Source organism: Gimesia fumaroli (genome assembly GCF_007754425.1).
Classification (GTDB): domain Bacteria; phylum Planctomycetota; class Planctomycetia; order Planctomycetales; family Planctomycetaceae; genus Gimesia; species Gimesia fumaroli.
Genome location: NZ_CP037452.1, coordinates 5,517,890 through 5,544,016, shown reverse-complemented (window position 1 = coordinate 5,544,016; position 26,127 = coordinate 5,517,890). Strand labels below are relative to the sequence as shown.

Annotated in this window: 21 protein-coding genes; 15 read left to right on the top strand and 6 right to left on the bottom strand. The window is 49.4% G+C overall.

Annotated elements, in window-relative coordinates; translation table 11 throughout:
- Positions 1-97: 97 nt before the first annotated feature.
- The 5 genes from Enr17x_RS21170 (at position 98) to Enr17x_RS21150 (ending at position 6,317) form a co-directional block, all read left to right on the top strand.
- Complete coding sequence (locus Enr17x_RS21170; RefSeq protein WP_145311692.1) at positions 98-1,405, top strand: tetratricopeptide repeat protein; 1,308 nt, start codon at positions 98-100, stop codon at positions 1,403-1,405.
- A gap of 72 nt (positions 1,406-1,477) precedes the next feature.
- A complete protein-coding gene (locus Enr17x_RS21165; protein WP_145311691.1) occupies positions 1,478-3,133 on the top strand; it encodes a CRTAC1 family protein in 1,656 nt (551 codons plus the stop codon).
- A 185-nt stretch (positions 3,134-3,318) separates the two neighbouring features.
- Positions 3,319-4,317 (top strand): DUF1559 domain-containing protein, encoded by a 999-nt coding sequence (locus tag Enr17x_RS21160; RefSeq protein WP_145311690.1) that lies wholly within the window; start codon positions 3,319-3,321, stop codon positions 4,315-4,317.
- 507 nt (positions 4,318-4,824) lie between these two features.
- Positions 4,825-5,820 (top strand): DUF1559 domain-containing protein, encoded by a 996-nt coding sequence (locus tag Enr17x_RS21155; protein WP_145311689.1) that lies wholly within the window; start codon positions 4,825-4,827, stop codon positions 5,818-5,820.
- Positions 5,821-5,996: 176 nt separating this feature from the next.
- Positions 5,997-6,317, top strand: coding sequence for a hypothetical protein (locus Enr17x_RS21150; protein WP_145311688.1), 321 nt, complete (start codon positions 5,997-5,999; stop codon positions 6,315-6,317).
- A 70-nt stretch (positions 6,318-6,387) separates the two neighbouring features.
- On the opposite strand, the gene Enr17x_RS21145 is transcribed toward Enr17x_RS21150, so the two are convergent.
- The 4 genes from Enr17x_RS21145 to Enr17x_RS21130 all read right to left on the bottom strand — a co-directional run bounded on the left by Enr17x_RS21145 (position 6,388) and on the right by Enr17x_RS21130 (position 11,281).
- Positions 6,388-7,344, bottom strand: coding sequence for a serine/threonine protein kinase (locus tag Enr17x_RS21145; protein ID WP_145311687.1), 957 nt, complete (start codon positions 7,342-7,344; stop codon positions 6,388-6,390).
- Positions 7,345-7,423: 79 nt separating this feature from the next.
- The gene (locus Enr17x_RS21140; protein WP_145311686.1) at positions 7,424-9,184 is read right to left on the bottom strand and encodes a radical SAM/SPASM domain-containing protein; all 1,761 of its coding nucleotides are present in this window, start codon (positions 9,182-9,184) and stop codon (positions 7,424-7,426) included.
- Between the two features lie 73 nt (positions 9,185-9,257).
- Positions 9,258-10,217, bottom strand: a complete 960-nt coding sequence (locus tag Enr17x_RS21135) for a hypothetical protein (protein WP_145311685.1) — start codon at positions 10,215-10,217, stop codon at positions 9,258-9,260.
- 38 nt (positions 10,218-10,255) lie between these two features.
- Entirely contained in the window at positions 10,256-11,281 is a 1,026-nt protein-coding gene (locus Enr17x_RS21130) for a hypothetical protein (RefSeq protein WP_145311684.1), read from the bottom strand.
- A gap of 655 nt (positions 11,282-11,936) precedes the next feature.
- On the opposite strand from Enr17x_RS21130, the gene Enr17x_RS21125 reads away from it, so the two are divergent.
- The gene (locus Enr17x_RS21125) at positions 11,937-13,382 is read left to right on the top strand and encodes a DUF1501 domain-containing protein (RefSeq protein WP_232100802.1); all 1,446 of its coding nucleotides are present in this window, start codon (positions 11,937-11,939) and stop codon (positions 13,380-13,382) included.
- Between the two features lie 84 nt (positions 13,383-13,466).
- On the opposite strand, the gene Enr17x_RS21120 is transcribed toward Enr17x_RS21125, so the two are convergent.
- On the bottom strand, positions 13,467-14,756 hold the full coding sequence (locus tag Enr17x_RS21120) for an outer membrane protein assembly factor BamB family protein (RefSeq protein WP_145311683.1): 1,290 nt from the start codon (positions 14,754-14,756) through the stop codon (positions 13,467-13,469).
- A gap of 109 nt (positions 14,757-14,865) precedes the next feature.
- Complete coding sequence (locus Enr17x_RS21115) at positions 14,866-15,861, bottom strand: NAD(P)H-dependent glycerol-3-phosphate dehydrogenase (protein ID WP_232100801.1); 996 nt, start codon at positions 15,859-15,861, stop codon at positions 14,866-14,868.
- Between the two features lie 385 nt (positions 15,862-16,246).
- On the opposite strand from Enr17x_RS21115, the gene Enr17x_RS21110 reads away from it, so the two are divergent.
- From Enr17x_RS21110 to Enr17x_RS21070, 9 genes are all read left to right on the top strand, one after another.
- Positions 16,247-16,486 (top strand): hypothetical protein, encoded by a 240-nt coding sequence (locus tag Enr17x_RS21110; RefSeq protein WP_145311681.1) that lies wholly within the window; start codon positions 16,247-16,249, stop codon positions 16,484-16,486.
- A 584-nt stretch (positions 16,487-17,070) separates the two neighbouring features.
- Positions 17,071-18,156 (top strand): hypothetical protein, encoded by a 1,086-nt coding sequence (locus Enr17x_RS21105; RefSeq protein WP_145311680.1) that lies wholly within the window; start codon positions 17,071-17,073, stop codon positions 18,154-18,156.
- 51 nt (positions 18,157-18,207) lie between these two features.
- Positions 18,208-18,954, top strand: a complete 747-nt coding sequence (locus tag Enr17x_RS21100; protein WP_145311679.1) for an NTP transferase domain-containing protein — start codon at positions 18,208-18,210, stop codon at positions 18,952-18,954.
- Between the two features lie 215 nt (positions 18,955-19,169).
- Complete coding sequence (locus Enr17x_RS21095) at positions 19,170-20,117, top strand: ribose-phosphate diphosphokinase (protein WP_145314087.1); 948 nt, start codon at positions 19,170-19,172, stop codon at positions 20,115-20,117.
- A gap of 55 nt (positions 20,118-20,172) precedes the next feature.
- On the top strand, positions 20,173-20,673 hold the full coding sequence (locus Enr17x_RS21090) for a hypothetical protein (protein ID WP_145311678.1): 501 nt from the start codon (positions 20,173-20,175) through the stop codon (positions 20,671-20,673).
- 39 nt (positions 20,674-20,712) lie between these two features.
- A complete protein-coding gene (locus Enr17x_RS21085; RefSeq protein WP_145311677.1) occupies positions 20,713-21,627 on the top strand; it encodes an SDR family oxidoreductase in 915 nt (304 codons plus the stop codon).
- A gap of 133 nt (positions 21,628-21,760) precedes the next feature.
- Positions 21,761-23,047: a 3-phosphoshikimate 1-carboxyvinyltransferase gene (gene aroA / locus Enr17x_RS21080; RefSeq protein WP_145311676.1), complete on the top strand. Its 1,287-nt coding sequence runs from the start codon at positions 21,761-21,763 to the stop codon at positions 23,045-23,047.
- A complete protein-coding gene (rsmB, locus tag Enr17x_RS21075) occupies positions 23,029-24,474 on the top strand; it encodes a 16S rRNA (cytosine(967)-C(5))-methyltransferase RsmB (RefSeq protein WP_145311675.1) in 1,446 nt (481 codons plus the stop codon). Before aroA ends, rsmB begins: the two co-directional genes overlap by 19 nt.
- Positions 24,475-24,688: 214 nt before the next feature.
- Positions 24,689-26,014, top strand: a complete 1,326-nt coding sequence (locus Enr17x_RS21070) for a DNA-directed RNA polymerase subunit alpha C-terminal domain-containing protein (RefSeq protein WP_232100799.1) — start codon at positions 24,689-24,691, stop codon at positions 26,012-26,014.
- The last annotated feature ends 113 nt before the right edge of the window (positions 26,015-26,127 follow it).

The window sequence follows — 26,127 nt, the reverse complement described above, 5'->3', positions numbered from 1 at the left end:
GAGTAAGATTGCCTATTATTAATGATCGCAGTGAACTGGCTAATGCGTAGTAGATGTCAGGCGACATTAGATCATCTCCGGTTAGTTGTGTGTGTTTATGACATCACAAGTCAAAGAATCTCAGAGCAGCGATCAGAAAACCAGACGCCCTTCCAGAATCATCGTGGCGGGCCTGTGTATCGGGATTGTTGTTGCCGGCTTGCTCTGGAGAAAAACGGCATGGATCAATTTCTGTCAGTGGCAGGCTGAACGGAATCTGCAGTCGCGTGATGCTGAGCAGGCATTGAGCTGGATTTCTCAAGCCTATCAGGCAGACACGCAGAATCCTGAGACCCTGTTGATTTTGGCGCGTGCCTATCGTCGTGCACACGAAGTGGAACCGGCCATTAAAACTCTGAAGCAGTTGTTTAAGGTCGCAGGGCCTTCAGAAGAATTGCATCGTGAGCAGTGGCTCGTCGAAGCGCAGGTGGGAGATGTTTCCAACCTGGAAAAACATCTGGCCGATATGTTGATTGACCCGAAGGGCAATGCACAGGATATCTGTGAGACGTTTGTGAACAGTTGTGTTTTAAATTACCGTTTCCATGATGCAATGCGAATTATCGAAGTCTGGCAGGCAGACTTTCCGAATGACCCGCTTCCTCATTATTACCTCGGTCGTATTCTCGAACACCAGGGAGACTGGGAGAAAGCTGCCAGAGAATTCAGCACTGCATTGGAAGTGTCTCCCGGGCATATTCCTTCAGCCTATAATCTGGCACGAGTCAATTTATCGCATAATCAGGTGGATGCCGCATTGGACAACTATCGGCTGTGCACAAAATATCAAAAGGAACATGCAGCCGCACTCGTCGGCATCGCACGCTGTTTGCGAATGAAACAAGATTCTCAAGCCGCCAGAGCAACGTTGAAAACGGCGCAGCAAGTTCCCGAGTCGCAACGACTGAAAGATTTTCGTGCTGTTGGTGACCCCGCTTATGTGGCCAGGAATGCAATCCTGTTGGAATTGGGACAATTAGAACTTACTTCAGGAAACTACAAAGCAGCGGTCGCTTATTTAGAAGACGCGATCGAGCAGAATCCCAAAGATCGAAAGGCACGACTGGCTTTAGCCGACGCCTATCGAGGATCAGGAGAACTTGAGAAAGCAGAGCAGCAGATTCAAATCGTGCAGAAAACACAGCAGGCGATCAAGCGTCTGGATGAGTGTTTCGATCTGCTTCAAAAAGATCTGGAAAACGCCGACCTGCGGGCTGAGATCGGACAAATCTTTCTGGAGCATATCTCAGAAAATCAGGGAGTCGTCTGGCTCAAAAACGCACTGTATTACGATCCCCGGCATCAACGGGCCAGGCAGGCATTAGAGGAGTATTACGCAAAACAACGTTCCTCATCTCATAACTGATATTTTCAATCATTTTATTAGGCCAAGATTTCTTACTGAGGTGTTCTCATTCAACGATTTATTGTGTGCAGCATGTTGCTCGCGGTTCTGGTGGGGTGTCGTTCCGAAACGCCGGTCAGTTCTCCTGCTGATAAAAAAGAAGCGGAAGCCGCCACGCCCACTCCGTCTCCCATCAATTTTGCTGATATCACCGATTCGCTGGGGATTGAGTTTGAATATCATAACGACGAGCAGGCAGACACGTATGCCATTCTGGAATCCATCGGCGGTGGAGTCGCTGTTTGGGACTATGATCTCAATGGTCACGCCGATCTGTTTTTTCCGGGCGGCGGTTCATTTAATGGCGGGAAGCAACTTACTGGACTTCCCTCGGTATTGTTCAGTCAGGTCTCAGCGGGCCAGTACGTGAATCAGAGTTTGAATTCCGGAATCGCACCAAGTCCCTATTATTCGCATGGCTGCGCGGTCGCCGATTATGACAACGATGGATTCCCGGATCTTGTCCTCACAGGCTACGGGGGGATTCTCTGCTGGCATAATCTCGGCGATGGCACGTTTGAGGAAGTCGCACAATGGTCCGGGTTGATCGATCCCAGCTGGAGCACCTCTGCCGGATGGGGAGATTTAAATGGCGACGGGGCACTGGATCTCTATCTGGCGCACTATGTGGACTGGTCATTCGAGAACGATCCCGTGTGCGGCGATCCTTCCGGAACGAGAGATGTCTGCCCTCCACGACAATTTACTGGTCTGGATGACCGGGTCTTTTACAGCAATGCAGATGGAACGTTTCGCGATGCCTCGCAAGAAGCAGGCCTCGTAGAAAAGGGAAAAGGTCTGGGCGTTATTCTGGGGGACGTTGACGGCGACCTGGATCTCGATATCTATGTGGCCAACGATACGACGAATAATGTGCTTTATCTGAATGAAGGGGATGGCAAACTGCAGGAAGCCGGTCTGGCACGAGGCGTCGCCGTTGATGATCAGGCGGTGGCGAACGGCAGCATGGGAGTGGATCTCAGTGACTTCAATACGGATGGGCTGCCGGATCTATGGGTTGCCAATTATGAATCGGAAGCATTTGCCCTTTATAAAAATATCGGGAAAGGGCAGTTTCTCTATGCCAGCAGAGAGACAGGCGTCAGCGCCATCGGAGATCTGTTTGTCGGTTTTGGAACGCAGTTTGGTGATTTTGATTCGGACGGCGATGAAGACATTGTTGTCACAAACGGGCACGTGATTCACTCACCCCGTCATACAACAGTGAAGCAGCTGCCGCTGGTTCTGGAAAATGAAGCGGGGCAATTTCAGACACTGAAGTTTGACAAAGCAGACTACCTGGGCCAGTTGCATTACGGTCGCGGCGTTGTCGCCGATGATCTTGATCAGGATGGAGATTTAGATCTTGTGTTTGCCAATTGCAATGAACGGGCAGCAGTTCTTGAGAACCAGACGAAGACGGACTCCGGGTGGGTTCAAATCCGGCTGGTGGGTACTGACTCGAATCGCGATGGCATTGGTGCCCGTCTGACAGTTCATACCAGTAACGGGGACCTAACGCGATTTGTTACCGGTGGTGGAAGTTATTTGTCACAAGGAACTTATGTTTCACACTTTGGTATTCCTTCCGATGTGGAAGTGCAGGGGATCACGGTCCGCTGGCCATCCGGGAAGACTCAGACGGAATCAAAAGTGCCCCTCAATCAACGGCTGACCTTCTTTGAGTGATTTTCCTGATCTCATGCGATTTGGCTGAATCTGGTGAAAGAATGTTGAGTCAGAGATTCTTTAAGTTATGATATGCTAGGTATTAATTTTTAGTGAATTCGTAAAGATACTACATCAAAGGTTAGTAAGGATCCCAGTCTATCTATGGCCTAGTAATTATTTCTATTTATTGAAGGGAGAGTTCTATGAAGCGCCTCATGCGACCACGTGGTTTTACGTTAATCGAATTGCTGGTGGTGATTGCCATCATTGCAATTTTGATTGCATTATTACTTCCCGCCGTTCAACAGGCCCGTGAAGCCGCCCGCCGTTCTACCTGTAAGAATAATCTGAAGCAGATGGGGCTGGCGATGCACAACTACCATGACGCACATGGAATGTTTCCGATTTCAAATACACCGTCGGTACATGATTCAGGTACCGGAGGAAGCTGGTCTTGGCGCGGCATGAGTGCCCATGCTTTGATGCTGCCTTATATGGATCAGGCGAGCGTCTACAATCAGATCGACTGGAATGTTCGCTATGATATGGCACCGAATAATACGCTGGATAATACAGTAATTCCTGCATTTTTGTGTCCTTCCGATTTAAAGTACCCAGACGGGAATCCGGGAAATAACTATGTCGTCAGTGCCGGTCCATCCATGTACTGGAAGGTTGGCTTTGGAGATCAGGTCGGAATGTTTAATGACCGCAAGCCTGTTCGTGTGAGCGATGTGCTAGATGGAACATCCAACACGATCGCGGCGAGCGAGAGTACCGTTGGTGATAACAACGGAAGTAAATTCAATGTCAAAACTGATCTGGTTCGTGCTCAGGCTGTTCCCTTTTCAGAACGAAGTTTTGTTTCCAAAGCAAATCTGGATGCCTATGGGACACAATGTTTGACGGGAACCACCAATACGCACAGTCATGTGAATCGGGAATGGATGAACGGCATCGGTGGCCAGACCATTTTCAACACTTTAAACGTACCCAACTCACCGAACCCGGATTGCCATCCCTGTTCTGGTTGTGGCTGGTATGATTCGATCGGTGTCTGGACTGCCCGCAGTCGGCATACCGGCGGCGTGCATGTTTTGATGGGAGACGGCGCTGTCCGTTTTGCCAGCGATAATATCGATTTCACGATCTGGCAGTCTCTTGGTTCTGCTGCCGGAGAAGAAACGGTTGGCGAATGGTAAACCAGCTGAATTGAACCTTACGTTTTTCAGAAGAGCGATTCTCAGTTGCATGAGTCTCGCTCTTTTTTTGCGCTTCTTCATTCTCTGGAACGAGTCTCAAGGAAGGACATGATGCGATCTGGCATGAGTTCTTTAGTGATTCGACTTCATCAACGCTCACATTGATGATCGCACTTCTTGCGGAGCTCTGAAAGCCAACTTTTCAGAAATCAGATTCAAAATGCATGTGATGAACGAATGAGGGCAGAGCGCTTTGAGGAAGCTGTTCAGTGTACCTGCGTTGATTCGAATTGGCTGAAATTCAATTTTATGTTTTGTTAACTAATTCAAGATGCTTCTGAACCAGTTATTTAGAGCAATCATAAGTTGCTAAAAATGCCTGTTATGGGCTAATATCGTATTGATGATATATTCTATAAAGTAGTCAGGGATACCGATCCGAGGATTAAATAAGGTGTCCGTTCGGACTAATTTATTATTTTTTTACTAATTTTATAGGAGAGTATTATGAAGCGACTGGTTCGACAACGGGGGTTTACGTTGATCGAATTGCTGGTGGTGATTGCCATCATTGCAATTCTGATTGCGTTATTACTTCCCGCCGTACAACAGGCTCGTGAAGCGGCCCGCCGTTCCACCTGCAAGAACAATCTGAAGCAGCTTGGTCTGGCGATGCACAACTATCATGACGCGCATCGCATGTTTCCGATTTCCGATGCTCCGTCTATCCATGACTCATGTACCGGAACTTGCGCATGGCGGGGTATGAGTGCCCATGCTTTGATGCTGCCTTATATGGATCAGGCAAATATCTACAATCAGATCGATTGGAATTTGCGGTATGATCAGGCACCAAACAACGCGTTGAACAATGAAGTGATTCCAGCGTTCCTGTGTCCCTCAGATCTCAAATGGCCCGGCGGAGACACTGGCAATAACTATGTGGTGAGTGCTGGTCCCTCTATGTATTGGCGTGTCGGTCAGGGTGACCAGGTTGGTATGTTTAACTTCAGCAAGCCAACACGCATCCGAGACGTATTGGATGGTACATCGAATACGATTGCTGCCAGTGAAAGTACCGTGGGTGACAATACCGGTAGCAAGTTTAATGTAAAGACCGATTTAGTCCGTGCTCAGTCTTTCCCGTTCTCTGAACGAAGCTTTGTGTCTAAGGCAAATCTGGATGCCTATGGGACTCAGTGTCTGACAGGGACATCCAATACTCACAGTCACGTGAGACGCGAATGGATGAATGGTATCGGTGGCCAAACTGTCTTCAATACATTGAACGTACCCAACACACCCAACCCGGACTGTCATCCTTGTACCGGCTGTGGCTGGTACGATTCGGCTGGAGTCTGGGCTGCCCGCAGTCGTCATACTGGCGGCGCGCATGTGTTGATGGGCGACGGTTCTGTCCGTTTTGCCAGCGATAATATTGACACAACCCTCTGGCAGGCTCTCGGTTCAACTTCAGGCGAAGAAACCGTTGGCGAATGGTAAGCCGAATAATTTGAACGATTAAGTTTTTTAAGAGAGCGATTCTCGTTATAATGAGTTTCGCTCTTTTTTTAATCCCATTTCTGCTGGTTCCACAGACTGTTCACAGAGATAAGTGGGCCTGAGTGAACTCATATGTTATCAATCAACTAACTTCCGATCGAAAAAGGACCAGAACGATGAAAGCAATTCCGACCATTCTAATGCTGTTTGTCATGACTTGCGTGGGCTGTGGAGGCGGTGATGCCGGTAGTGAAGATGCCGCTGCTGAAACGAACAATATTACTTCAACAGCCGATATGAAAACTGCTTTGGAATCGATTGCACAAACAGGCGAAATGGGAAGTGCCGCGATGGGCTTTCGTGAAACACTGGAAGGTCTGAAGCAATCGGATGCTGCGAAAGCCGACAAGCTGCTTTCCGATCTGGAAAAACTGGAAGCCGCCTCTTCACCGGCCCAAACCAAGAAAATCGCGAAGCAGATGGCAGGACAGCTTTAATTCAAGTCATTATTTTGATCTAAGCCCTTGATTTCTTCGATCAGGGGCTTTTGTTTTTGATACCCCGTTTTTATCCAAGAGAATAGTCCGAAGCATCTGGCTGGCAGGTTGTCTGCTGGTATCTTTCTAAAAAATCAATTGCTTCATGTGCGTTGAACCATCTTTGCTCAGGGTCAGAAGTGAAGCATTTTTCGATGAAGCGGTTTAAGGGAACTGGGAGACTGCTCACAACACGTTTGTGATCTTTACTGGCAAAATATTCTAGGGAATCGAGCCAATCGTCTCTGCGCCGAGGCAGATGATAAGGCAATGTTCCCGTCAGCATTTCGAATGCGACAACACCGAGCGAATACAGGTCGGAACGAGGATCAAGGGGCGAAGTCTTACCAGAGAGATAGAGTGCCATTTGCTCCGGCGAGGCATAACCTGGTGTTGCTCCGGGATAAGTGGGATGCAGCCAGGTTGGGTCAAGTTGGCACGAGTGTAAATTGGTCGCTGCCTGACACGATCCGAAGTCCAGTAATTTCGTAGATTGTCGGCAGGGCGCATTGGTATTCATCGTCAGGAAAATATTTTGGGGTTTGAGATCCAGGTGGACGACTTCGTGTTTATGAATCTCTGTCAGTGCCTTTAGTAGATCAAGAATGATGGGGAGTGCATCTGAAACCGAAAACGTTTTCTCGCGAATCGCTTCTCTCAGTGTATCTCCCTCGAGCAATTCCAGTGCTAAGAAGGGCAGGTGGTTTTCAGTTAAACCACCTGCGAAGAAAGGTACAATGTTTTCATGCTTGAACAGAGAAAGCAGATACATTTCCCGGCAAAAAGCCTGTGTGCATCGTCGCGAACGGGCGCATTTGCTTTTCAGTATTTTCAGTGCTACCCAGGAATCAGATTCCGGATCGTAAGCCCGGTAAATATATGCCAGCCCCCCTTCTGCAATTTGTGACAGATGACAATATCGTTCACAGGGATTTCGAGAGCTGTAGAACGTCTTGAACACCTGAAAACCAGATCGATTCTTCTGCATTTTTTCACTAGCAATATTACTATCATGCTATCAGACGTACTCGATACCGGGTGGTATGGAGAATAATGATACGGGAAGATTATTCCTTTTTGTTTTTCAGGCTGGGATCAGTGAGTGGCACCAGTGTGGCGAATTGTCCTTCCTCAGACGAAGTGCTGCAACCACAGCTGCCAGAGGATGCCTCACTGCAGGAAGAACAGCCTGGAGATGCTGTGTTGTTCTGTTGATTTAATCCAGAACTTAGTTGTACAAACTGCACTCCCGCTAAATCTTCTTCCTCAGTGCAGTTGCTGAACTTTTCCGGCACTGCGAATTTTTCATTCCAGTCCCAACTATCGATGGAAGTTTCCTCGTCGCGTTCCATCCATCCTGGGAAATTTTCCCGTAAATCTTTTCGCAGCCAGAGGCGTTGTTCCATCGACTTACGGCGTCGGGTGCACTCCGCTTTGGTCGGGTGGTGAATGTTGCCTTCTTTATCTGAAAGAAGCCAGGCACATCCTCCGGAGCAGTAATCGCGAATCCAACAGTCGTGACAGTCCTTCGTGGTATGCGCATTGATTTTCTGATAGTACTTCATGACCAGAGCCCGATCGAGCCCGGAGGAAATATGTCCGATGACATATTCCTGCATTTCACCATAACGGTGGCAGGGATACATATTCCCCCTGTTATCAACGACTGTGGTATTACGGCAGACTCCACAAGTGACCCCCAGGGTTCCATTTTTCTTAAGCGGTCGTCTGGCTTGATGAAGTTTTCTCATTTCGAAGGGGCCGACGTGTTCGCGTCTTTTCAGGGTTTCCACAACGTCCAGCAGATCCTGTTCTGATTTTTCAGCCAGCGCGTCCATCTGTTCTTCGGTCAGGGCGGCGGGAGAGGGATCGCCGTGCGGTAATGGTTCAATCGGCCCGATGCCAATCAGTTTGAAGCCCAACTCTTCAAAGAATTGCGATACTTTTTTCTTGTCATGGTATCGATTTGTCAAGTTGGCTCGGATCTTGATGAGTGGTAGTTTGTGTTTTTCGTATTGTTTATTTGCGTAAACAGCATTGCGGACGATCGTATCGTATGAACCTTGTCCGTCCATCGCCGGTCGGTTGTATTCGTGCATTTCGCGCCAACCATCGAGACTGATAAACAGGAGGAATCGATGTTCGACGATGAAATCAACGACATCTTCTGAGAGGAGCGTCCCATTGGTAATCAATTCAAATGTGAACTGTTTGTTCGACGTTTTCTCAATCGTTTTACAGTAATTCACCACGCGTTTGATCATGGGGTAGTTGAGTAGCGGTTCCCCACCAAAGAAGGTCACTTGCAGATCGTTGCGATTTCCAGATCGCCAGACTAAATAATCGACGGACTGTTTCGCAACGGGCCATGGCATCAGTGTGTGCTTCTGATTCGTGCCGTTCCTCCATTGATAACAGTAGCGGCAGCCAAGATTGCACCCTTCGGCCATCAGCATTTGAATCCGACGGGGCTTATGATTCCAGAGATATTCCAAGTCTTGTTCTGTCGCGTGATGCGCTTCTTCAAAACGAAAGAACCCCCGTTGCTTCAAATCGTGCAAAGCCAGTAACACACCAGCTGCATCCAAATCTGGATAATTCGCTGAGATCGCATCCATCGTTTTCGGAAGGGGGGTGCCTTCCTGGATCTGTTGCAGGACCGTAAACGCAAGATCGTTCAGGCCCGATGTAGTACCTGTGGCTCGATCAAATAATAGCCGGTCTCCCTGATATTCGAAGACATGAAACGAACGAGGGTCAATCTCGAGCGCTTCTAAACTGGAAAAAGAACCAGTGGGTTCTGACGTACAATCGATTTGGTGTTGCATAAGTTCCCTCGCCGGCGCTGGTATTTAAATTCGGATACAAAGCAAACTGAAACACGATCTAAACAATGGTGGTTTAACCACCAGGTGGCGGTGGTGGTGGTGGATCCCAGTAATCAGCATCACCGGTATTGGGACACCAGGGGTTGAGCGGGCCTTCGTTCGGCACATCGGATTGATCCTGGCTTGGTGAAGGACAGTGCTCGTCCGTGTTGTCGTTAAATGGTCCTGGAAAAGTACCACACGATTCATCAGTCGAGGTTGAAGAGCAGGATTCATCAGCGTCGTAATGACTACAGGCGGCGTCGTAATCCGTCGTGGCACCTGCCACGGTCCCACAGCGTTCGTCCGGCGAAGTATTGGAAGGAAATGTCGACGCATTACAGTTTGAATCTACCCCGGCTGATGAGGCACAATTCATATCAGCATTGCCTCCGACACAATGCTGGTCAGTATCACGATCTGTGCCTCCGTATGAGGTTGTATGTACCCCGCAACCAACGTCGGTAACCGTTGCACTACAGTTTTGATCCTCAGCTAGTCCGATATTGTGCTGATGACCGCACATTTCGTCCGGATCTGTCCCACCTGTGGCCAGCCCCTTTGAACAATGCTCGTCAGTCTGGTGATGGTCGTCACAGTCACCGCAGTTCTGATCGGCGTCGATACTGGTGGCACTGCAGTTTTCATCAACTTCATTGCCGGCGTTGGGGAGTTGCGACATCTGGCAGTTGCCATCATTGTCCGTTGCCGAACATGCTTCATCATGATCCATTCCATTCGGGCCACTCGTATTGAATCCAGGACTGGCAGTTTGTCCGCAATTGGAATCGGGGGTCGCCGGACTTCCCGTATTGCAGGCGGCATCGCTGGTGCCACTGCCACAGCCCGCTGCGGCAGCGACATTCATTGAGAAATCCGCAATGTCAAATAGTGTGATGGCAAAAGTTGCCCCACCAACTTTCCGGATAAAACGGCGACGTGACAGTGTATCATCATCTGAATTACTGACGTCCGTATTTTCTAATGCAGCCATCACATCCTCCATTCATCAAAAAGGCAGAGAGCTTAAGATCACACATGACTGCCACGTTCGCGCAGATGACGACGGATTATCAACACGCCGATCAGCAACACGATGACAGCAATATTTACGATCAGCAGCCACCAGCGATAATCGCCGTTCATGGCATTCAGGTTTCCGCGCTGATTTGGGGGATTCCGAATTTCTTCGGGAGCTTCGGCCCATCGCCAGCGAGGCCAGACCTCTGAGAGTTGCTGATGTAATTCAGAAATGTTCTGCTTGGCTACCGATTCAGAAACCGGTTTATTCAAGCGATAGTAAGTGTCGCAGATGAGAAACTGGAAGTCGTTCTTGACTTTCGCTTCGATGTATTCCTGAACGAAGGGAAGAAGTTGATCAAAATTGGATGTGTTGCCAACCTTGGCTAGTGCCTGGTCCTTATAACGTTCCAAAATCTTGAGATAAATTTCTAGCGCTTGCGATTCTGTGATTTTTGCATCCGGCTGCGGGAGCAGATCTTGTACGAAATCGGATCGTTTGTTTCCAGACTGCGAAGAATTTTGAAGTTCTAAAATCATTTGCCTGGCAAAGAATAGAACATAGGGACGGAAGACGGGGTTGTTTTCCATCTCGGTGAAGAATTCATATTCTTTAAGCTTGGTGAATGCGTTTCGTAATTGATTCTGGTTTTGTAGCGATCCGCCACTAAAACGCTTGAAATAATTTTTCACCTGTTTTGCTGCCGGTTTAAGCTGTTGTTCGGTGGCACTGGCTTCCTGTCGTAAACGGTATGCGGTTTCGAGCAACTCATTTTCGGCAGCAGTCTTTTGTTTGAGCTGGTCGTATTCCTTTTCGGCCTCAGAGAGCTTTGCTCTGAGTTTTTCGTATTGTTCTCGCGTCTGCGGATCAAGCTCCTCCTTTGTTTTGGGAGAGCTTTTCCATTCTTTGCGCTCCTCCTGGCTCATCTCTAAGCTATCTGCGGCGGGCATAACATCGGCGATAAAAAAGAAGGCAAACGCATTCGTAAGACAGAGAATCCATAAATGATGCGAGAAGCGATGAGAGAAAAGAGCCATGTGAAATCTCCTTACCTGCGTCCAACGAGTGTCTGTGATGGCGATAGATACACATGTGATATGGTTTAAGTGTGTTCTAGCCGCAAAACATTCAGATGTTGTTAGTGAACGACATGGTGCTTGTCGGTTCATATTACCTGTCCAAAACGATCAGTCAATTAAAAAATTATAACGAGGTCCAATTTTCCTTACTGTCGGCATATCGGTAATGCAGCTGAGTCGCAGATCTGAATAATCTAATCTGTTATGTATCAGAGAGTTTGATTCTTTCAGCATTCCAGTTCGTGCCGTTTCATTTTTTTTGGATTGAGGCTTTTTTTATTCAATCCCTAGCAGGATGGGGGACTGTCGATCCTGACCGGACGGGAAGCACTTTGAGAGATTGTCTGAATCAATCGATATTGTTTGAAATCCTTAGAAAGCACTTTTCAGCTGCAGGGGTGATGCTCCGTTCCAGGGAACTTATTAATTGAGCTGGATGGAATATGGATCGTGATAAAATGAAACGATTCAGGTGATCTCAATGATTGGAAAACGCAATCCGGCCAGAATCCTTCTATTGCGTGTTAGACACGGTCTGGTGACATATGTTATAATTCCGATGTAATCAGCAGGGGCGGCTCATCTCGCTGCTAAAGAATATTCGTTAGGAATCATGGTTGACGATATGCAGAATCAGTCATCAGAGCAGAGCTCAAAGTTGCAGAAGCATGCAGCTGCACGGCGTCAATTTTTGAAGTTCGGCCTGGGTGGGTTCGGAAGCCTTTCCTTGCCGGGGCTGTATCAATTACAGGCGGCTAATGCGACAAAGAAAGCCAAAGAACGTACTGCGGTGATTCTGGTCTGGTGTCGTGGCGGAATCAGTCACCTGGAGACCTATGATCCCAAACCGGAAGCGGCTGCGGAATATAAGGGCCCTTTTTCTCCGATTGCGACCAAATCCGAGGGCATGTTCCTGGGCGAGTTGTTGCCGCGTCATGCTCAAATTTCCGATAAGTTTTCGATTTTGCGTTCGATCACGCATACTGGTGGCGGACATCCTGCCGGCTCATTGCAAGTGCTTGGAGGCGACAAAGATCGGATCGATAAACAGAAGCCGAAGCTGCCCGATTTCATGTCGGTCGCCAATTATCTGAGGCGTGAAAAAGAAAGCGTGCTGCCGAACTACATCGGCGTGAATGCGATTACAAACTACGATAGTTTTCAGATCGCCGGCCCGACTTATCTGGGGCCGGGCGCAGGACCGTTCCAGATTCAGGGGGATCCGAGCAAACCGGACTTTAAGGTTCCTAACATCGGGCTCTCCGATATTCAGGAAACGCGGCAGATTACCAGACGAATTTCCTTACGTCAAAAATTAGATCACTTACGCCGCGACCTGGACCTGGAAGGGGAAATGCGGGCGATGGATGAGTTTGAGTCGCAGGCAAGCAGTCTGTTGACCAGTAAACAGTCGGCCGAAGCCTTCGATTTAACCCGCGAGCCACAAAACGTACGAGATCGTTATGGAATGCATCAATGGGGGCAGCAATGTCTCATGGCGCGGCGGCTTGTCGAAGCGGGCGTGGAGATTATCACCACGGAATTGTCCGGCCCGTTATGCGGTCGAGTGGGAAACTGGGATGATCACGCTGTAAATCATCATGTCTTTGACGCCCTTAAATATCGCGCTCCCTATTTTGATCAGGCAGTGACAGCTTTGATTGAAGATATCTATGATCGTGGTCTCAATGAGCGCGTGCTCGTTGTTGTCGCGGGAGAATTCGGTCGTACGCCCAAGATTTCTTACGCGAAGAGCACCGGGGCAGGGATAGCCAGTGGGAGCGCGGGAACCAGGCAGCCCGGTCGCGATCATTGGCCGCGAGCCGCTTCGATGCTGTTTGCCGGTGGAGGCATTCGCACCGGACAGGTGATTGGAGCCACCGATCCAAAAGGAGAGGGGCCTGTCGAACGGGCCGTGACCCCACAAGATTTTCTGGCGACAATCTATGCTCATCTGGGCATCGATTATGCTAACACCTTCCTGCCGGATTTTACAGGACGTCCTACGCCGATAGTGGCACAAGGGCATGCGATTTCAGAACTTGCCGGTCGTGCCTGACGAGGCTGCGATCTGCTAAGAATTAAATCGCGTAGAAAAGAAAAAGCCCCTTCTGAATTCGTTCCAGAAGGGGCCTCTGTTTTCTTATTTGCCTTTGATGGCGTAAAGTCGATCAAAGGAACGCAGGTAGATGACTCCTTCACTAATTGCAGGAGTGGAATAGAACGTACCCGGTAATTGATTTTCAGCGATGACCTCTCCGCTGTCAGCATCAATCACCGTACAAAGTCCATCGGTACTGAGGAAATAGACTTTTCCATCACCGGCGACCAATGAAGAAAAGTATTGTCCCTTCATCCGCTTTTTCCAGAGCGATTTGCCATCTTGCAAATTCAGGCAGGTCGCGACTCCATTCTGGCTCACCATATAAAGTTTGCCGTTCAGAATCAGGGGAGTCGAAGAATCGGGAGTGGAAACATCATACTTCCACAACAGGCCGGATTGGGTGATATTACCTGTCGCACCTTGTTTGAATGCTTTGATGTATCCCAGTCCGCCGCCACCCGGGTTCCCCGATGTGGCAATCACAAGATTTGCATTCGCTACAGGGGCCGCGATGATCCGGCCAAACGGGCTGGGAATATCCAGACCGCCGGCAATCCAGAGCTGTTTTCCCGTTTGAGGGTCGTAGGCATTCACATGATCGGAACCGGAAACCAGCAGTTCGGTTTTGTCGTCGTTCTGAAAAATGGTGGGCGTTGTGTAGGCGTCGGCACCATCTTTTTGAGCGGGCAATTTCCGATTGGCTTTCCAGACTTCTTTTCCGGTTTGTTTATCAAAAGCGACGACATAAGAGGGGCCTTTGGTCATGCAGGTGACAATTAACAGGTCTCCCCACAACCGCGGTGTTGACCCCATGCCGAAGGTGATATTGTAAGGTCCATAGTCTTTGACCAGATCTCGTTTCCAGACAATTTCTCCCGACTCCGCATCCAGGCAGACCAGCAATCCCGTACCGAAAAAAGCCCAGATATTCTGCTCATCAGAAATGGGAGACGGGGTGGCTGAGTTATGACGGTCGGCCCACAGATTACGTGGTCCCGGAGCTGACAACGATCCGGAGCCGACCTTGACTTTGCGAATTTCCTGACCACTTTTGCGATCAAATGAAAGAATCCACAGTCCGTTATCATCGGTTTTCGTGGTGACATCAATCCGATTGGCGGTCACTGCGGGAGAGGAATTGGCACGTCCAGGTAATGAGGCAGACCAGAGGATTCCTTCTTGCTCAGACCATTTCGCGGGCAGATTTTTCTCAGTGGAAATTCCACTGCCGTTTGTACCGCGAAATTGCGGCCAGGTTTCTGCCTGAGCGAGAGAAGAAAATGACAGGGAAACCATGAGGGAAGTAATAAGCAGTCCAGAGAATCGCATGGAAAGACTCCTGAGTTGGTGTGAATGACAATTTCGAGAGCTTCAAAGGTGTAAGGTATCTAAGACGCTCCTAACGCGATGTAATGTATCTCACACATTGCCGGGAAAATTATTCTTCGCGTTGGGGGCGTGTCATTAATGTTTGCGTTGCATCGTCCGGCGATTTGCCTTCAAACAGAACACGGTAGATTTCCGTGGTGATCGGCATATCGAGTCCTTTCGCATCGGCGAGGTCGTATACGCTTCGCGTGGTATTGACCCCTTCTGCGACCGCATCCATGCTGGAGATAATCTGGTCCAGGGTTTCTCCCTGTCCCAGTCGTTCTCCCAAGCTTCGATTGCGGCCAAACGGACTCATACAGGTGGTGATCAGGTCGCCAACGCCAGCCAGTCCGGAGAAGGTAGCCGGTTCCGCACCCAGTGCCGAACCGAAGCGGTTCATTTCCACCAGACCACGGGTCATGATCGCCGACTTGGCATTATCACCGTATTTGCCTCCGTCGCAGATGCCGGCAGCGATCGCAATCACATTCTTTAATGCGCCAGCTAATTCGACTCCGACAATATCGACGTTCGTGTAAACACGAAATCGTTCTGTGCTGAACAGTTTCTGGGTTTGTTTGGCAAGCTGAATGTCACCGCTGGCAGCGACAACACTGGCCGGCAGACGGCGGGCGATTTCTTCCGCATGGCTAGGGCCTCCCAATGCGACAACAGGGCGGGGGCCCAGTACGTCGGCGATAATTTCACTGGGGCGATAAAAGGTTTCTTTTTCAATTCCTTTGATCACACTGATGACGGGAGTTCCATTCTGGAGATGGGGCGCCAGCGTGTGCAAAGCGGCACGCAGAAATTCGGTGGGAATCGCCACCACCAGAAAATCGGCGTCTGCTACTGCTTCATCAATGTCTGACGTCACATGGATGGTTTCGGAAAATGTGACGCCGGGGAGCAATCTTTTGTTTTCACGGTGTGTTCTCAGATCTTCCGCGACAGCAGGTTTGCGAACCCACATGGAAACATCAATCTCTGAAGATTCCGTGAGCAACGTTGCGCAGGCAGTTGCCATCCCTCCACCACCCAAAATTGCAACTTTTGTATCCATAAAACATCCATCTTTCATTTCTGAGCCTGAATCGTCTTAATTATTCGTCGGTGATAGAGATCCCTCCCGTTCGCTGCAGCATGACAGGAAGAATACTCATGATCCGAATACTTGTAATATAACGAGAATTGTCGCGTAAGCCAAAGAACCCAAAAATTACTGCCGATGGTATTTCTGACAGGAGTATCCCGGGCTGAGATTGACTCCCCCAAATCCTGCAAAGGTCATTTGTGCTGATTTTCTCGTACAACTCCCATAATCAGAACAGTAGAAATGTTTTGCGACAAATGACAGAAATAATCGTTGCAGATATTAAATTTTCACACATTACCAAAAAATGTAACCTACGTTTTGCTTGGTAAATATTTAATCAAGGAGCAATCTTATGAAACAGGTTACCGAGCAAGAATCTGTCACATTTGAGGACCGTCGCCAAAACCGCGACAACAATCGGCCTGAAGGAATTGGTGAGCGACGCCAGTTCAGTAACTCGTACAATTCAGAGAATGAAGACGTCAATGAGCTGGCACAGGCCATCGACCAGTACAAACTGCTTCACCGCCGACGGTTCATTACATTCGAAGAATTGCATTCGGTCGTCACCGGTCTGGGTTACCACAAATAGACCGAATCAGAATCGACTGATCGTTGTCAGGTGAAGAGGAGACGTACCTGCAGGCTGCGCGATTCCTGCAGAGAGTGCGACTTCTTCTCATCAGGTATCTGTATCCGGCTCAGTTTCCGACGTCTGGATATATCCGCTGAATCAAAAGCCCCCCAAGATAATACCAAGGTCGTATTATTGCGCGACGCTGATTGCGTAAAGTCATTCAGCGTGTGTCCGTGATCAAACATCGATCCGGCCCCTCTCTTTTCATTTTTCACGTTTCTGGTGAGAAACTCGCTAAATTGCTTCGCAGGCAGTCTTTTTTTCTTACAAATTTCCAGAAAATTCTAACTTTTCCTCAAGTTTGCCGCTGCCACGCTTCAGATTGATGTTGACCTAATCTCCAACATTTGGAAAATCCCCTCACTAAACCACCCCAACATCGAAGAGTTAAGCCGCATTGTGTTGCTGACTCCCCATTCAGACAGAGCATTTCCGCTCATACACTGATTAATCCCATATTTGCAGGTTGAACATTGAAAGCTTCCCTTCTTTGTCTTGCCATTGTGTTTTCAGCCGGACTTCAATTGAATGCCGCTGAAATGACTACGATTTATACACCCTCAGAAGACTTTGATGCCATCATTCGTGGCCAGAGTCCGCCGCCAACGTATGAAGAGTCGGTCCCATTCGGGACGACGCCTCCTAACGGTGGAACTTATGCGGCTCCGAATGGGCAGCCTTTTGATCCCAATGCGGGAGCCGGTAATTTGTATGGATCGCCGCCCGCAGCCTACGATCCTTTTCTCACACCTGGTGCCGGCGTGGATCCCTATATGGGGCAGCAGATGTCGGTACCCGGCTATTCGGGGGGCTTGAACGGGCCACAGCCCTATCGTTTTGGCTGGTCTTCCCGATATGAATTTGGGATTTTACCTAAAGCACGCACCTATGTTCAACCAGGGGGAGCCCCCGGCGGGAACTTTGCTGTTTTTGAAACCGACATTGATCTGACCTACACCACTCCCACACGCAATGGTTGGATCTTCGCATTTTCGCCGCAATTTGACTACCGTGGCTGGGATGGTCCTCAGTTTGTTTCGTTACCCGGCAAGGGATTCCGGTTTGGCAGTGATTTGCAGTTATCAACTCCCGCCAATGGATTGTGGAGTGTGCAATTAGGCTTTACTCCCGCTCTGGCATCCGATTTAGCGAAAAGTTTAAGCTCAAATGCCTGGCAGTTTGACGCGCGGGTCGTGTTATTCTTCCGACCTTCTGATACCTGGATGTTTGCCGCAGGGGCTGCTTACTGGGATCGTGTGGGAGATTATGTGATTCCTTATGCTGGTGCAGTTTGGACTCCCAATGACCTTTGGGAAATTCGTGCCATGTTCCCGAAATCCCGCGTCAGCCGTTTCCTGGGAAATGTGGGTGACAAGAGCGTCTGGCTCTATGGTAGCTTTGAATATGATATCGAAGCATTCCAGGTAGAGCGGGCCGGCGTTGTGGGCCGTGATCAGGTGGAATTCAAGGACTACGTCATGATGATCGGTTTACGCGGCGACAACGGATGTATGTCGATGTTCCTCGAAGCAGGGGGAATTGTAAAACGGGAAGCTGACTTCAGAAGTGGTGGCGGATTTGATATCAAAGATGGATTCATCGCCCGGTTTGGGGTTCAGTTTTAATCTGCTCTCGCTTCCCAATTCCAATCTCACCCTGATTAAGGAAATTCATTCGTGAATCCTCCTGCAGCTGTCATCCTTGCCGCTGGTAAGAGCACAAGGATGAAGTCAGAGCTTCCCAAAGTTCTGCACCCCATTCTGGGACGTCCGATGATAGAATATGTTCTGGATGCGGCTCGTGCCGCGCATTGCCAGAAACTGGTCGTGATCGTTGGTCACAAAGCAGACGAAGTGAAAGCAGCACTCGCCCACCATTCCGACGTGGAATTTGCCTTGCAGGCAGACCAGAAAGGGACGGGGCACGCTGTGATGATGAGTGCCGAGAATCTCGCTGAGCATGATGGGCCCGTTCTGGTCCTCGCCGGCGATACGCCACTCTTGAAAGGGACTTCGCTGGCAAAATTACTGGAGATTCAGCAGCAGAATCAGGCGGCTTGTGTGGTCGGAACCGCGACGACCAAAGCCAATGAAGGTCTGGGACGCATTGTTCGCGATGCAAACGGCCAATTCCTGCGGATTGTAGAACAAAAGGATGCCACTCCCGAAGAAGCCGCCATTGAAGAGATCAATACAGGTTGCTTCGCCTTTGATGGTCGACAGTTATTCCATGCATTGGAAAAAGTGAAACCAGATAACAGTCAGGCGGAATATTACCTGACTGACTGTGCCGAGATTCTGCTTAAAGAAGGACAGACTGTGCTGGCTGATCCAGTATTCGATATCCAGGAAGCGATGGGGGTGAATACGCAGGAGCAACTGGCTGAAGTGGCTGAGATTCTCAAACAGGCACCCTCTGAATAATCGATAGAGATTCGCTCGTTTTGCTACTCGTCAATTTCTGTAAAGTGCGTCTAAAAAGCGGCATTTAGGGACTTTCGCACGAAATCGAAAGCTCATGCTTGACATCTTTCACTCGATAAGCGTGAATAGAGATGTATGCCAGACAGATCTGTTCGGCGCTGACAGCCCTTGTTCTTGCAACCCAAAGTATCGCACCAAAGCAGGCTTCGCTTTCAATGTATGATCATTTGACTCTTCTTAGTGGACGAGCTCATCCCCAATTGGCTGGAGAAATCGCGGAATATCTCGGCGTTCGTCTGGCATCGGTCGAGTTGTCCAATTTTCCCGATGGGGAAATCAGTCTGAAACTGAATCAGAATGTCCGGGGGCGAGACGTCTTTATCCTTCAGCCAACTTCGCCTCCTGTGAACGATAATCTGATGGAGTTGCTGATTCTGATGGATGCCTGTCGACGGGCGAGTGCAGAACGTATCACTGCTGTCATTCCTTATTTCGGATATGCGAGACAGGATCGTAAAGACTCTGGCCGTGTACCGATTACATCGAAACTGGTTGCGAATCTGATCAATGAAGCAGGGGCCGACCGGGTGCTGGCGATGGATTTGCATGCAGCGCAGATTCAAGGCTTTTTTGATACCCCCGTCGATCACTTGTACGCCGCTCCGATTCTGGATCGTTACTTCAGATCGCTCAACATTCCGGATAAAGATCTGGTGGTCGTGAGCCCTGATGAGGGCAGTATCAAACGAACGCTGCAACATAATAACAATATCGGGGGCACACTGGCGATTGTTGATAAACGCCGCAAAAATGCCCTGGAAACACAGCAGGCGAATATTATTGGTGGCCCGATTGACGGGAAAGTGGCACTCCTGTTTGATGATATGATTTCTACGGCTGGCTCGATCGTCGGCGCAGTCAATGTCGTCAAAGAGCAGGGAGCCCGCGAAATCTATGTCAGTGCATCCCATGCGGTGTTTTGTGGCCCTGCCATTAAACTGCTGAGCGAGGCGCCCATCAAAGAAATCGTGGTCACAAACAGTCTGCCGATTCCTGATCAGGATAAACTCTCTAATTTAAGAACGATATCCATTGCCCCCTTGCTGGGTGAGGCCATTCGACGTATTCACCGTAACGAATCGGTAAGCCATCTGTTTGATTAGCGACGCTCCCGGGTAAAACCCGCAGGCAAGCTGCAATCAGAATGAAGAGACTGCAATGGCACGAAATGAACAAGACCGCGAAGACTTGATGCGTGAAGCGACCGCGTTATTTCCCCGTGCCGAATTGCAGGTGGTTCATGAAACGCTTCCTCTGTTCTGGGGATTAAAGAAAAGCGGTCATTTTTCGTTTTACTTTGGCAGCGATCCCGTCTATCAATTTGATCAGTCCGGTTTCTTGAGACGCGCTTATATCGAGGGCGCTTTGTATCGCACTCAGGGAAACACACTGGCGCGGTTGACCCGGGTCAGGAATTCAGAAGTAACCATTCTCAACCGCTACGATCTGTCTATAACAGAGGTGGAATCGTTATTGCAGACAATGGCCGAGCGGTTTCGAAAGCTGGAATCGACATTTCTTGAAGACTCTGGTGTTCAGACAATCCAAACTCTGCCAGACAATGCGGAACGTGAATTATGCGACCAGATTCAGGCTCACGTTCAACTGGTTCTGCAGCATTCCGATCAACTGGCGTCGCGGATTCGTGGTAAACGCTAAGTCAGTTTGTCAGTTCCCCCTTCTGAAAATGGTGTTTAGATGCATAAATTGATTATCGGCTGTGGTTATGTCGGCTTGCCTGTTGCGCAAAAATGGCTGGAGCAGGGGCACTCTGTTTCGGCACTCACACGTTCTGAAGCACATGCCAGCGAATTTAAGCAGCGGGGGATCACGCCTCTGATGGGGGATATTACCCAGCCCGATTCCCTCAAGGGACTGCCCGAATCAGAAACCGTGCTGTACGCCGTCGGCTTTGATCGTTCGGCTGAGAAATCGCGACGGGAAATCTACGTCGAGGGATTAAACAACGTGCTGACGGAAATCAAACAGCGAACTGAGAAAATGATTTACCTCTCCAGTACCAGCGTTTACGGTCAGTCCACTGGCGAATGGGTCGATGAGACATCGGTTTGTGAACCGGAACGTGAAAACGGTCAAATTTGTCTCGCAGCAGAGCAATTATTTGAACAGCACGGCTTAACACCGAACGGGGCACAACGCGAAACCGCAACCGCTGTGATCCTCAGACTGGCTGGTATTTATGGTCCCGGGCGACTTCTGGCCCGAATGCAGCAAATCAAGGCTGGCGAACCGCTGACAGGCAGACCGGATGCCTGGCTGAATCTGGTTCATCTCGCTGACATCGTAAATACAATCCTGAAATGTGATACAGACATCCATCTGGAATCGCACTACCTGGTCAGCGACAGTCAGCCGATTACCCGACAGGAGTACTATGAAACACTGGCCCGACTGCTGAAGGCACCGCATCCTCAATTTGCGGGTGACTCGCCAGGGCAGTCCGCCTTGAAGTCCCTTCGCATGCACAGTACCGAACGTGCAGCGGGACTGAATAAACGTTGCTCTAATCTGAGGTTACGTGAAACTTTGGGAGTCGAGCTTGTTTATCCGACAATTCAGGAAGGACTTCCCCAGGCCATCGAAAATACATAAGACATCGTAAGTCATTGATCTGCTCACTTTAGATTTAGTTATCAAGTGTGTATGCTGTGACGAATCAGGCTGTCATAGACGTCTCTCTGAAGAGGCGTTCCCAACTATCCAACAAACCGTTTTCATTTCGCTCATGTCCAAAACTTATCAAGTAAAACCCGTTTCAGGTCCCGTTGAGGGAACTGTCAGACCTCCGGGGTCTAAAAGCATTACCAACCGTGCCTTAATCGTCGCGGCTCTCGCTCAAGGCACAACTCATCTGACTGGTGTGCTCGACAGCCAGGACACCCAGGTGATGATCGAAAGTCTGAACCGCCTGGGAATTAGCGTCAAACACGATCCTGAATCATGTTCTATCGAGGTAGAAGGCTGTGCTGGAACGATTCCGCAATCGTCAGCTTCACTCTGGTTGGAAAACAGTGGCACCAGCATTCGTTTTTTAACAGCGCTGTGTGCGTCCGGGCAGGGAGAATATGTATTAGATGGCAATGCACGCATGCAGCAACGCCCGATTCAAGATCTGGTAGCAGCATTAAGCAGACTGGGAGTCGATGTCGCCTGTGAAAATGGGACCGGTTGTCCGCCGGTTCGCGTAAAAGCGAATGGACTGCCGGGTGGAGAAACTGCCATTTCAGGCAGTGTTTCCAGTCAGTATTTAAGTGCCTTGCTGATGGTGGCTCCTGCCGCGCAAAGTCCGATCACCATTACCATACTGGATGAAATGGTGTCTAAGCCTTACCTGGATATTACACTTGGTGTGATGGCCCAATTCGGCGTGACCATCGATCGGCTCGAAGAGACAGTCTGGAGAATTCAGCCCCAAACCTACCAGCGATCGGTCGCTTACGATATCGAACCCGATGCTTCTGCAGCCAGCTATTTCTTTGCAGCAGCTGCGATTACTGGCGGGGCGGTTACGGTAGATGGTTTGAATCAGGATGCATTGCAGGGCGACATCAATTTTATCCGGGTCCTGGAAGACATGGGCTGTGAAATCAAACGCGGACGCGTCAATATCACTGTTCAAGGTAAGCCCCTCAAGGGGATTGACGTGGATATGAACGATATCAGTGACACCGCCCAGACGTTAGCCGCCGTCGCGTTATTTGCAGAAGGACCGACCTGTATCAGAAACGTGGGGCATATTCGCCACAAAGAAACAGACCGGCTGGCAGCGATTGCCACCGAATTAAAACGCATGGGTATTCAGGTCGAAGAAACGGAAGATTCCGTCACCATTTATCCGGGGAAAATCCAACCGGCGACCATTGAGACTTATGATGATCATCGGATGGCGATGAGCTTTGCACTGGTTGGTTTGAAGGTGCCAGGCATTGTTATTGCAGATCCCGATTGTACTGTGAAGACCTATCCTCATTTCTTTGATGACCTGGAACGGTTGTGTGGTCAGCCATTGTGAAAAAGAAAAACGTCTGGAAGCAAAAGACATCTTCCACTGCCCCTGAGACCGAGCCTGAAAGTATACCTGTGCCACAATTTTTTCGTTCGGCACGCGAACTCGCTTTTTTTCTGCTCGAAGAATATCGCCTGAACAATCAATTTATCAGCGATTCGCTACAGCGCTGGGAACGTCGGATTGATCTTTCTTCCAAAGATCGGCGGCTGGCAATGGAAATCAGCATTGGTGTGATTCGACGTCAATTAACGCTGGATACATTGATCGAAAGCCAGTTGACGCGTCCCCGCGAAAAAGTAGAGGCTCCCTTGTGGACGCTGTTGCAAACAGGCGTGTATCAATTGGTGATTCTCGATCAGATTCCTGTTCACGCGGCGGTTTCAGAGACAGTGGAATTAGCCGGCAAACTGAAACGGGTACGCTGGAAAAAAATGGTCAATGCCATTTTACGCTCCATCGACAGACTGCTGAACGAGGAGCTTGCGACAACGCCGCAAGCTAACACCATTCCCTTAAGTGCGGATCGCTATCGTTGCTTTGAATTAGAGTTATTCGACGATCCCAAAGACAATCCTGCTGGTTATCTTTCCAAAGCATTCAGTTTCCCACAGCCACTCATTACAGATTGGCTGGCTCGTTTTGGGTGGGCGCAGACACTACAGATCGCGCAATGGTTTAATCAACGGAATAAATTGTATTTACGTGCCAACGTTTTGAAAATAAGCCGTGATGACTTGCTGGAAGAATTGAAACAGGCAGGCGTCCCAGCCAGTCTGGGAACAGAGCCGCAGTCGATCAGGCTGGAGGAAATCGTTCCACTGGAATCGCTGGTTGGATTTGATGCCGGCAAATTTACGGTTCAAGATGAATCTGCCATCGCTGCCGGGAACCTGCTTAATCCCCAACCGGGTGAAACCGTTTTGGATTTGTGTGCGGCTCCCGGAACCAAGACCACGTTGCTGGCAGAGTTGATGTACGATCGAGGGACTGTTGTCGCTACGGATGTCAGCGACGATCGCCTCGATAAAATTGAACAGAACGCATCACGGTTGGGATTGAACAGCATTCAAACGCAGTTAATTCATCCCCAGGAGACAACCCTGCCTGAAGGACCCTTTGATGCTATTTTGGTTGACGCCCCCTGTTCCAATTCCGGCGTACTGGGGAAACGTCCCGAAGCACGTTGGCGGATTGAAGATGCGGCAATCAGGGAATTGACAGGAATTCAGAGCCACCTGCTGCATCTGGCACTTGATCACCTCAAGCCGGAAGGACGGTTGGTGTATTCGACCTGCTCTTTCGATCCCAGAGAGAACGAGGATCTGCTCCAGAATGTTCTCTTGGATTATCCGGAACGCAAGATCACTCAGGAAAATCGGCACATTCCCAGTGCTCCCTGTGATGGCGGTTACCAGGGACTTGTCCAATAAAGGTGCTTTTTCTGATTAAATGTACATGTTTCTGGCGTTGTGGAGGGGTAAGGTACATAACCACAGCGAGAAAAAACGCGAAACAGGCCTTGATGGTTGCTGTTTGCTTAAACAGATTGTAAGATTCGGGTTTATGAAATTTGGCAATAGCTTGTGTGAATAAAATCTATTGTCTGCTTCCCTCTGCGCGCCAGCTGCAATAAAGGAAAATAGTGTGAGTGTCGACGAATTAATTGACGTAAAAGGTGTATTACAAAGCTCCGAAGGCGTAGGATTCTCGGATGTAGAACAGTTGTCAGAAATTGTCTGCTCTGATCAGGTTTCTGAGTTACGCAATGAAGTGCAGGCGCTCGTCAAAAGTATTGAAGAAGGTCAGGCTTCTGTCGGGCTGACTGCAAGATCCGGCATCGCTTTGCATTTGTTGGGACAACACAAAGATGCAGTTTTGCAACTTGAGAAAGTGCAAGACAATGCAACCGCCAGTTTCTATCAGGCGGTTTCTTTAATCGCTTTGAAACAGTACGACGAAGCCGATAAACAGTTAGAAGCAGCAGCCAAGCTGGGCTACGATTCCATTGAATGCTCTCTCAGAAGAGCAGAAACACTGCGTCTGGTAGGAAAACTGGACGAAGCAGAAGCGATTCTTTCATCCATCGCCAAAGATGCCGCCGGCCGTGCAGAGTATTCATTCCAGATGGGATGTATCCGCTCGGACCGAGGCGATCTGTACGGAGCCATCGAATATTTCGAACGCGCCGTCGACATGGACCCGCGTCATTCACGAGCGATTTTCCGTCTGGCAGGAGAAAACGCCTCACGCGGAAACGATGAAGACGCGATTCGCCTTTACGAACAATCACTCTCCAGTCCTCCCTTTTATCTCGGTGCGATCCTGAATCTGGGTCTGCTCTATGAGGACATGGAAAACTATCCCGCCGCCGCATTTTGTTTCCGACGGATCCTAGAAGCGGATCCGAACAACGAAATGGCTGCGATGTACCTCAAAGACATCGAAGCGGCTGACAACATGTATTACGATGAAGAGACCGCACGCAACGAAGCCCGCATGAAACAATTGCTGGATCGTCCTGTGACCGACTTTGAACTTTCCGTTCGTAGCCGCAACTGTCTGCATGCGATGGATATTCATACGCTGGGTGATCTGACCCGGGTCAGTGAAAACGATCTGTTAGCCGGTAAGAACTTCGGTCAGACTTCTCTCGACGAAATTCGTGAGATGCTCTCCTCCTTCGGCTTGCACATCGGTCAGAACCTGCACGAGGCTCTGGGGACAGAAGGCGGTTACGCTGCCTTGCCGCCTGAACTGGCTGATAACCCGGTCACAGAAAAGCCGATTTCCGATCTGGGACTTTCTGTCCGTTCAAGAAAATGTATGTCGCGTCTTGGAATTGGCACCATTGGTGAACTACTGCGTCGCAGTCCGGATGAGTTGCTGGCCAGCCGTAATTTCGGTGTGACCTCGCTCAACGAAATCCGCGAAAAACTGGGCGAAATGAACCTCAAGCTGCGTAACGATTAGTGAATCCGAAAGATGCGGAATTTCTCTCAGAGAACTCTTGCCAGATCTTTCCTGATTCAATAAACTCCGGTGCCGGGTTCAAAGCTGCTACCGTGGCGAACCCGAGCTGAGCT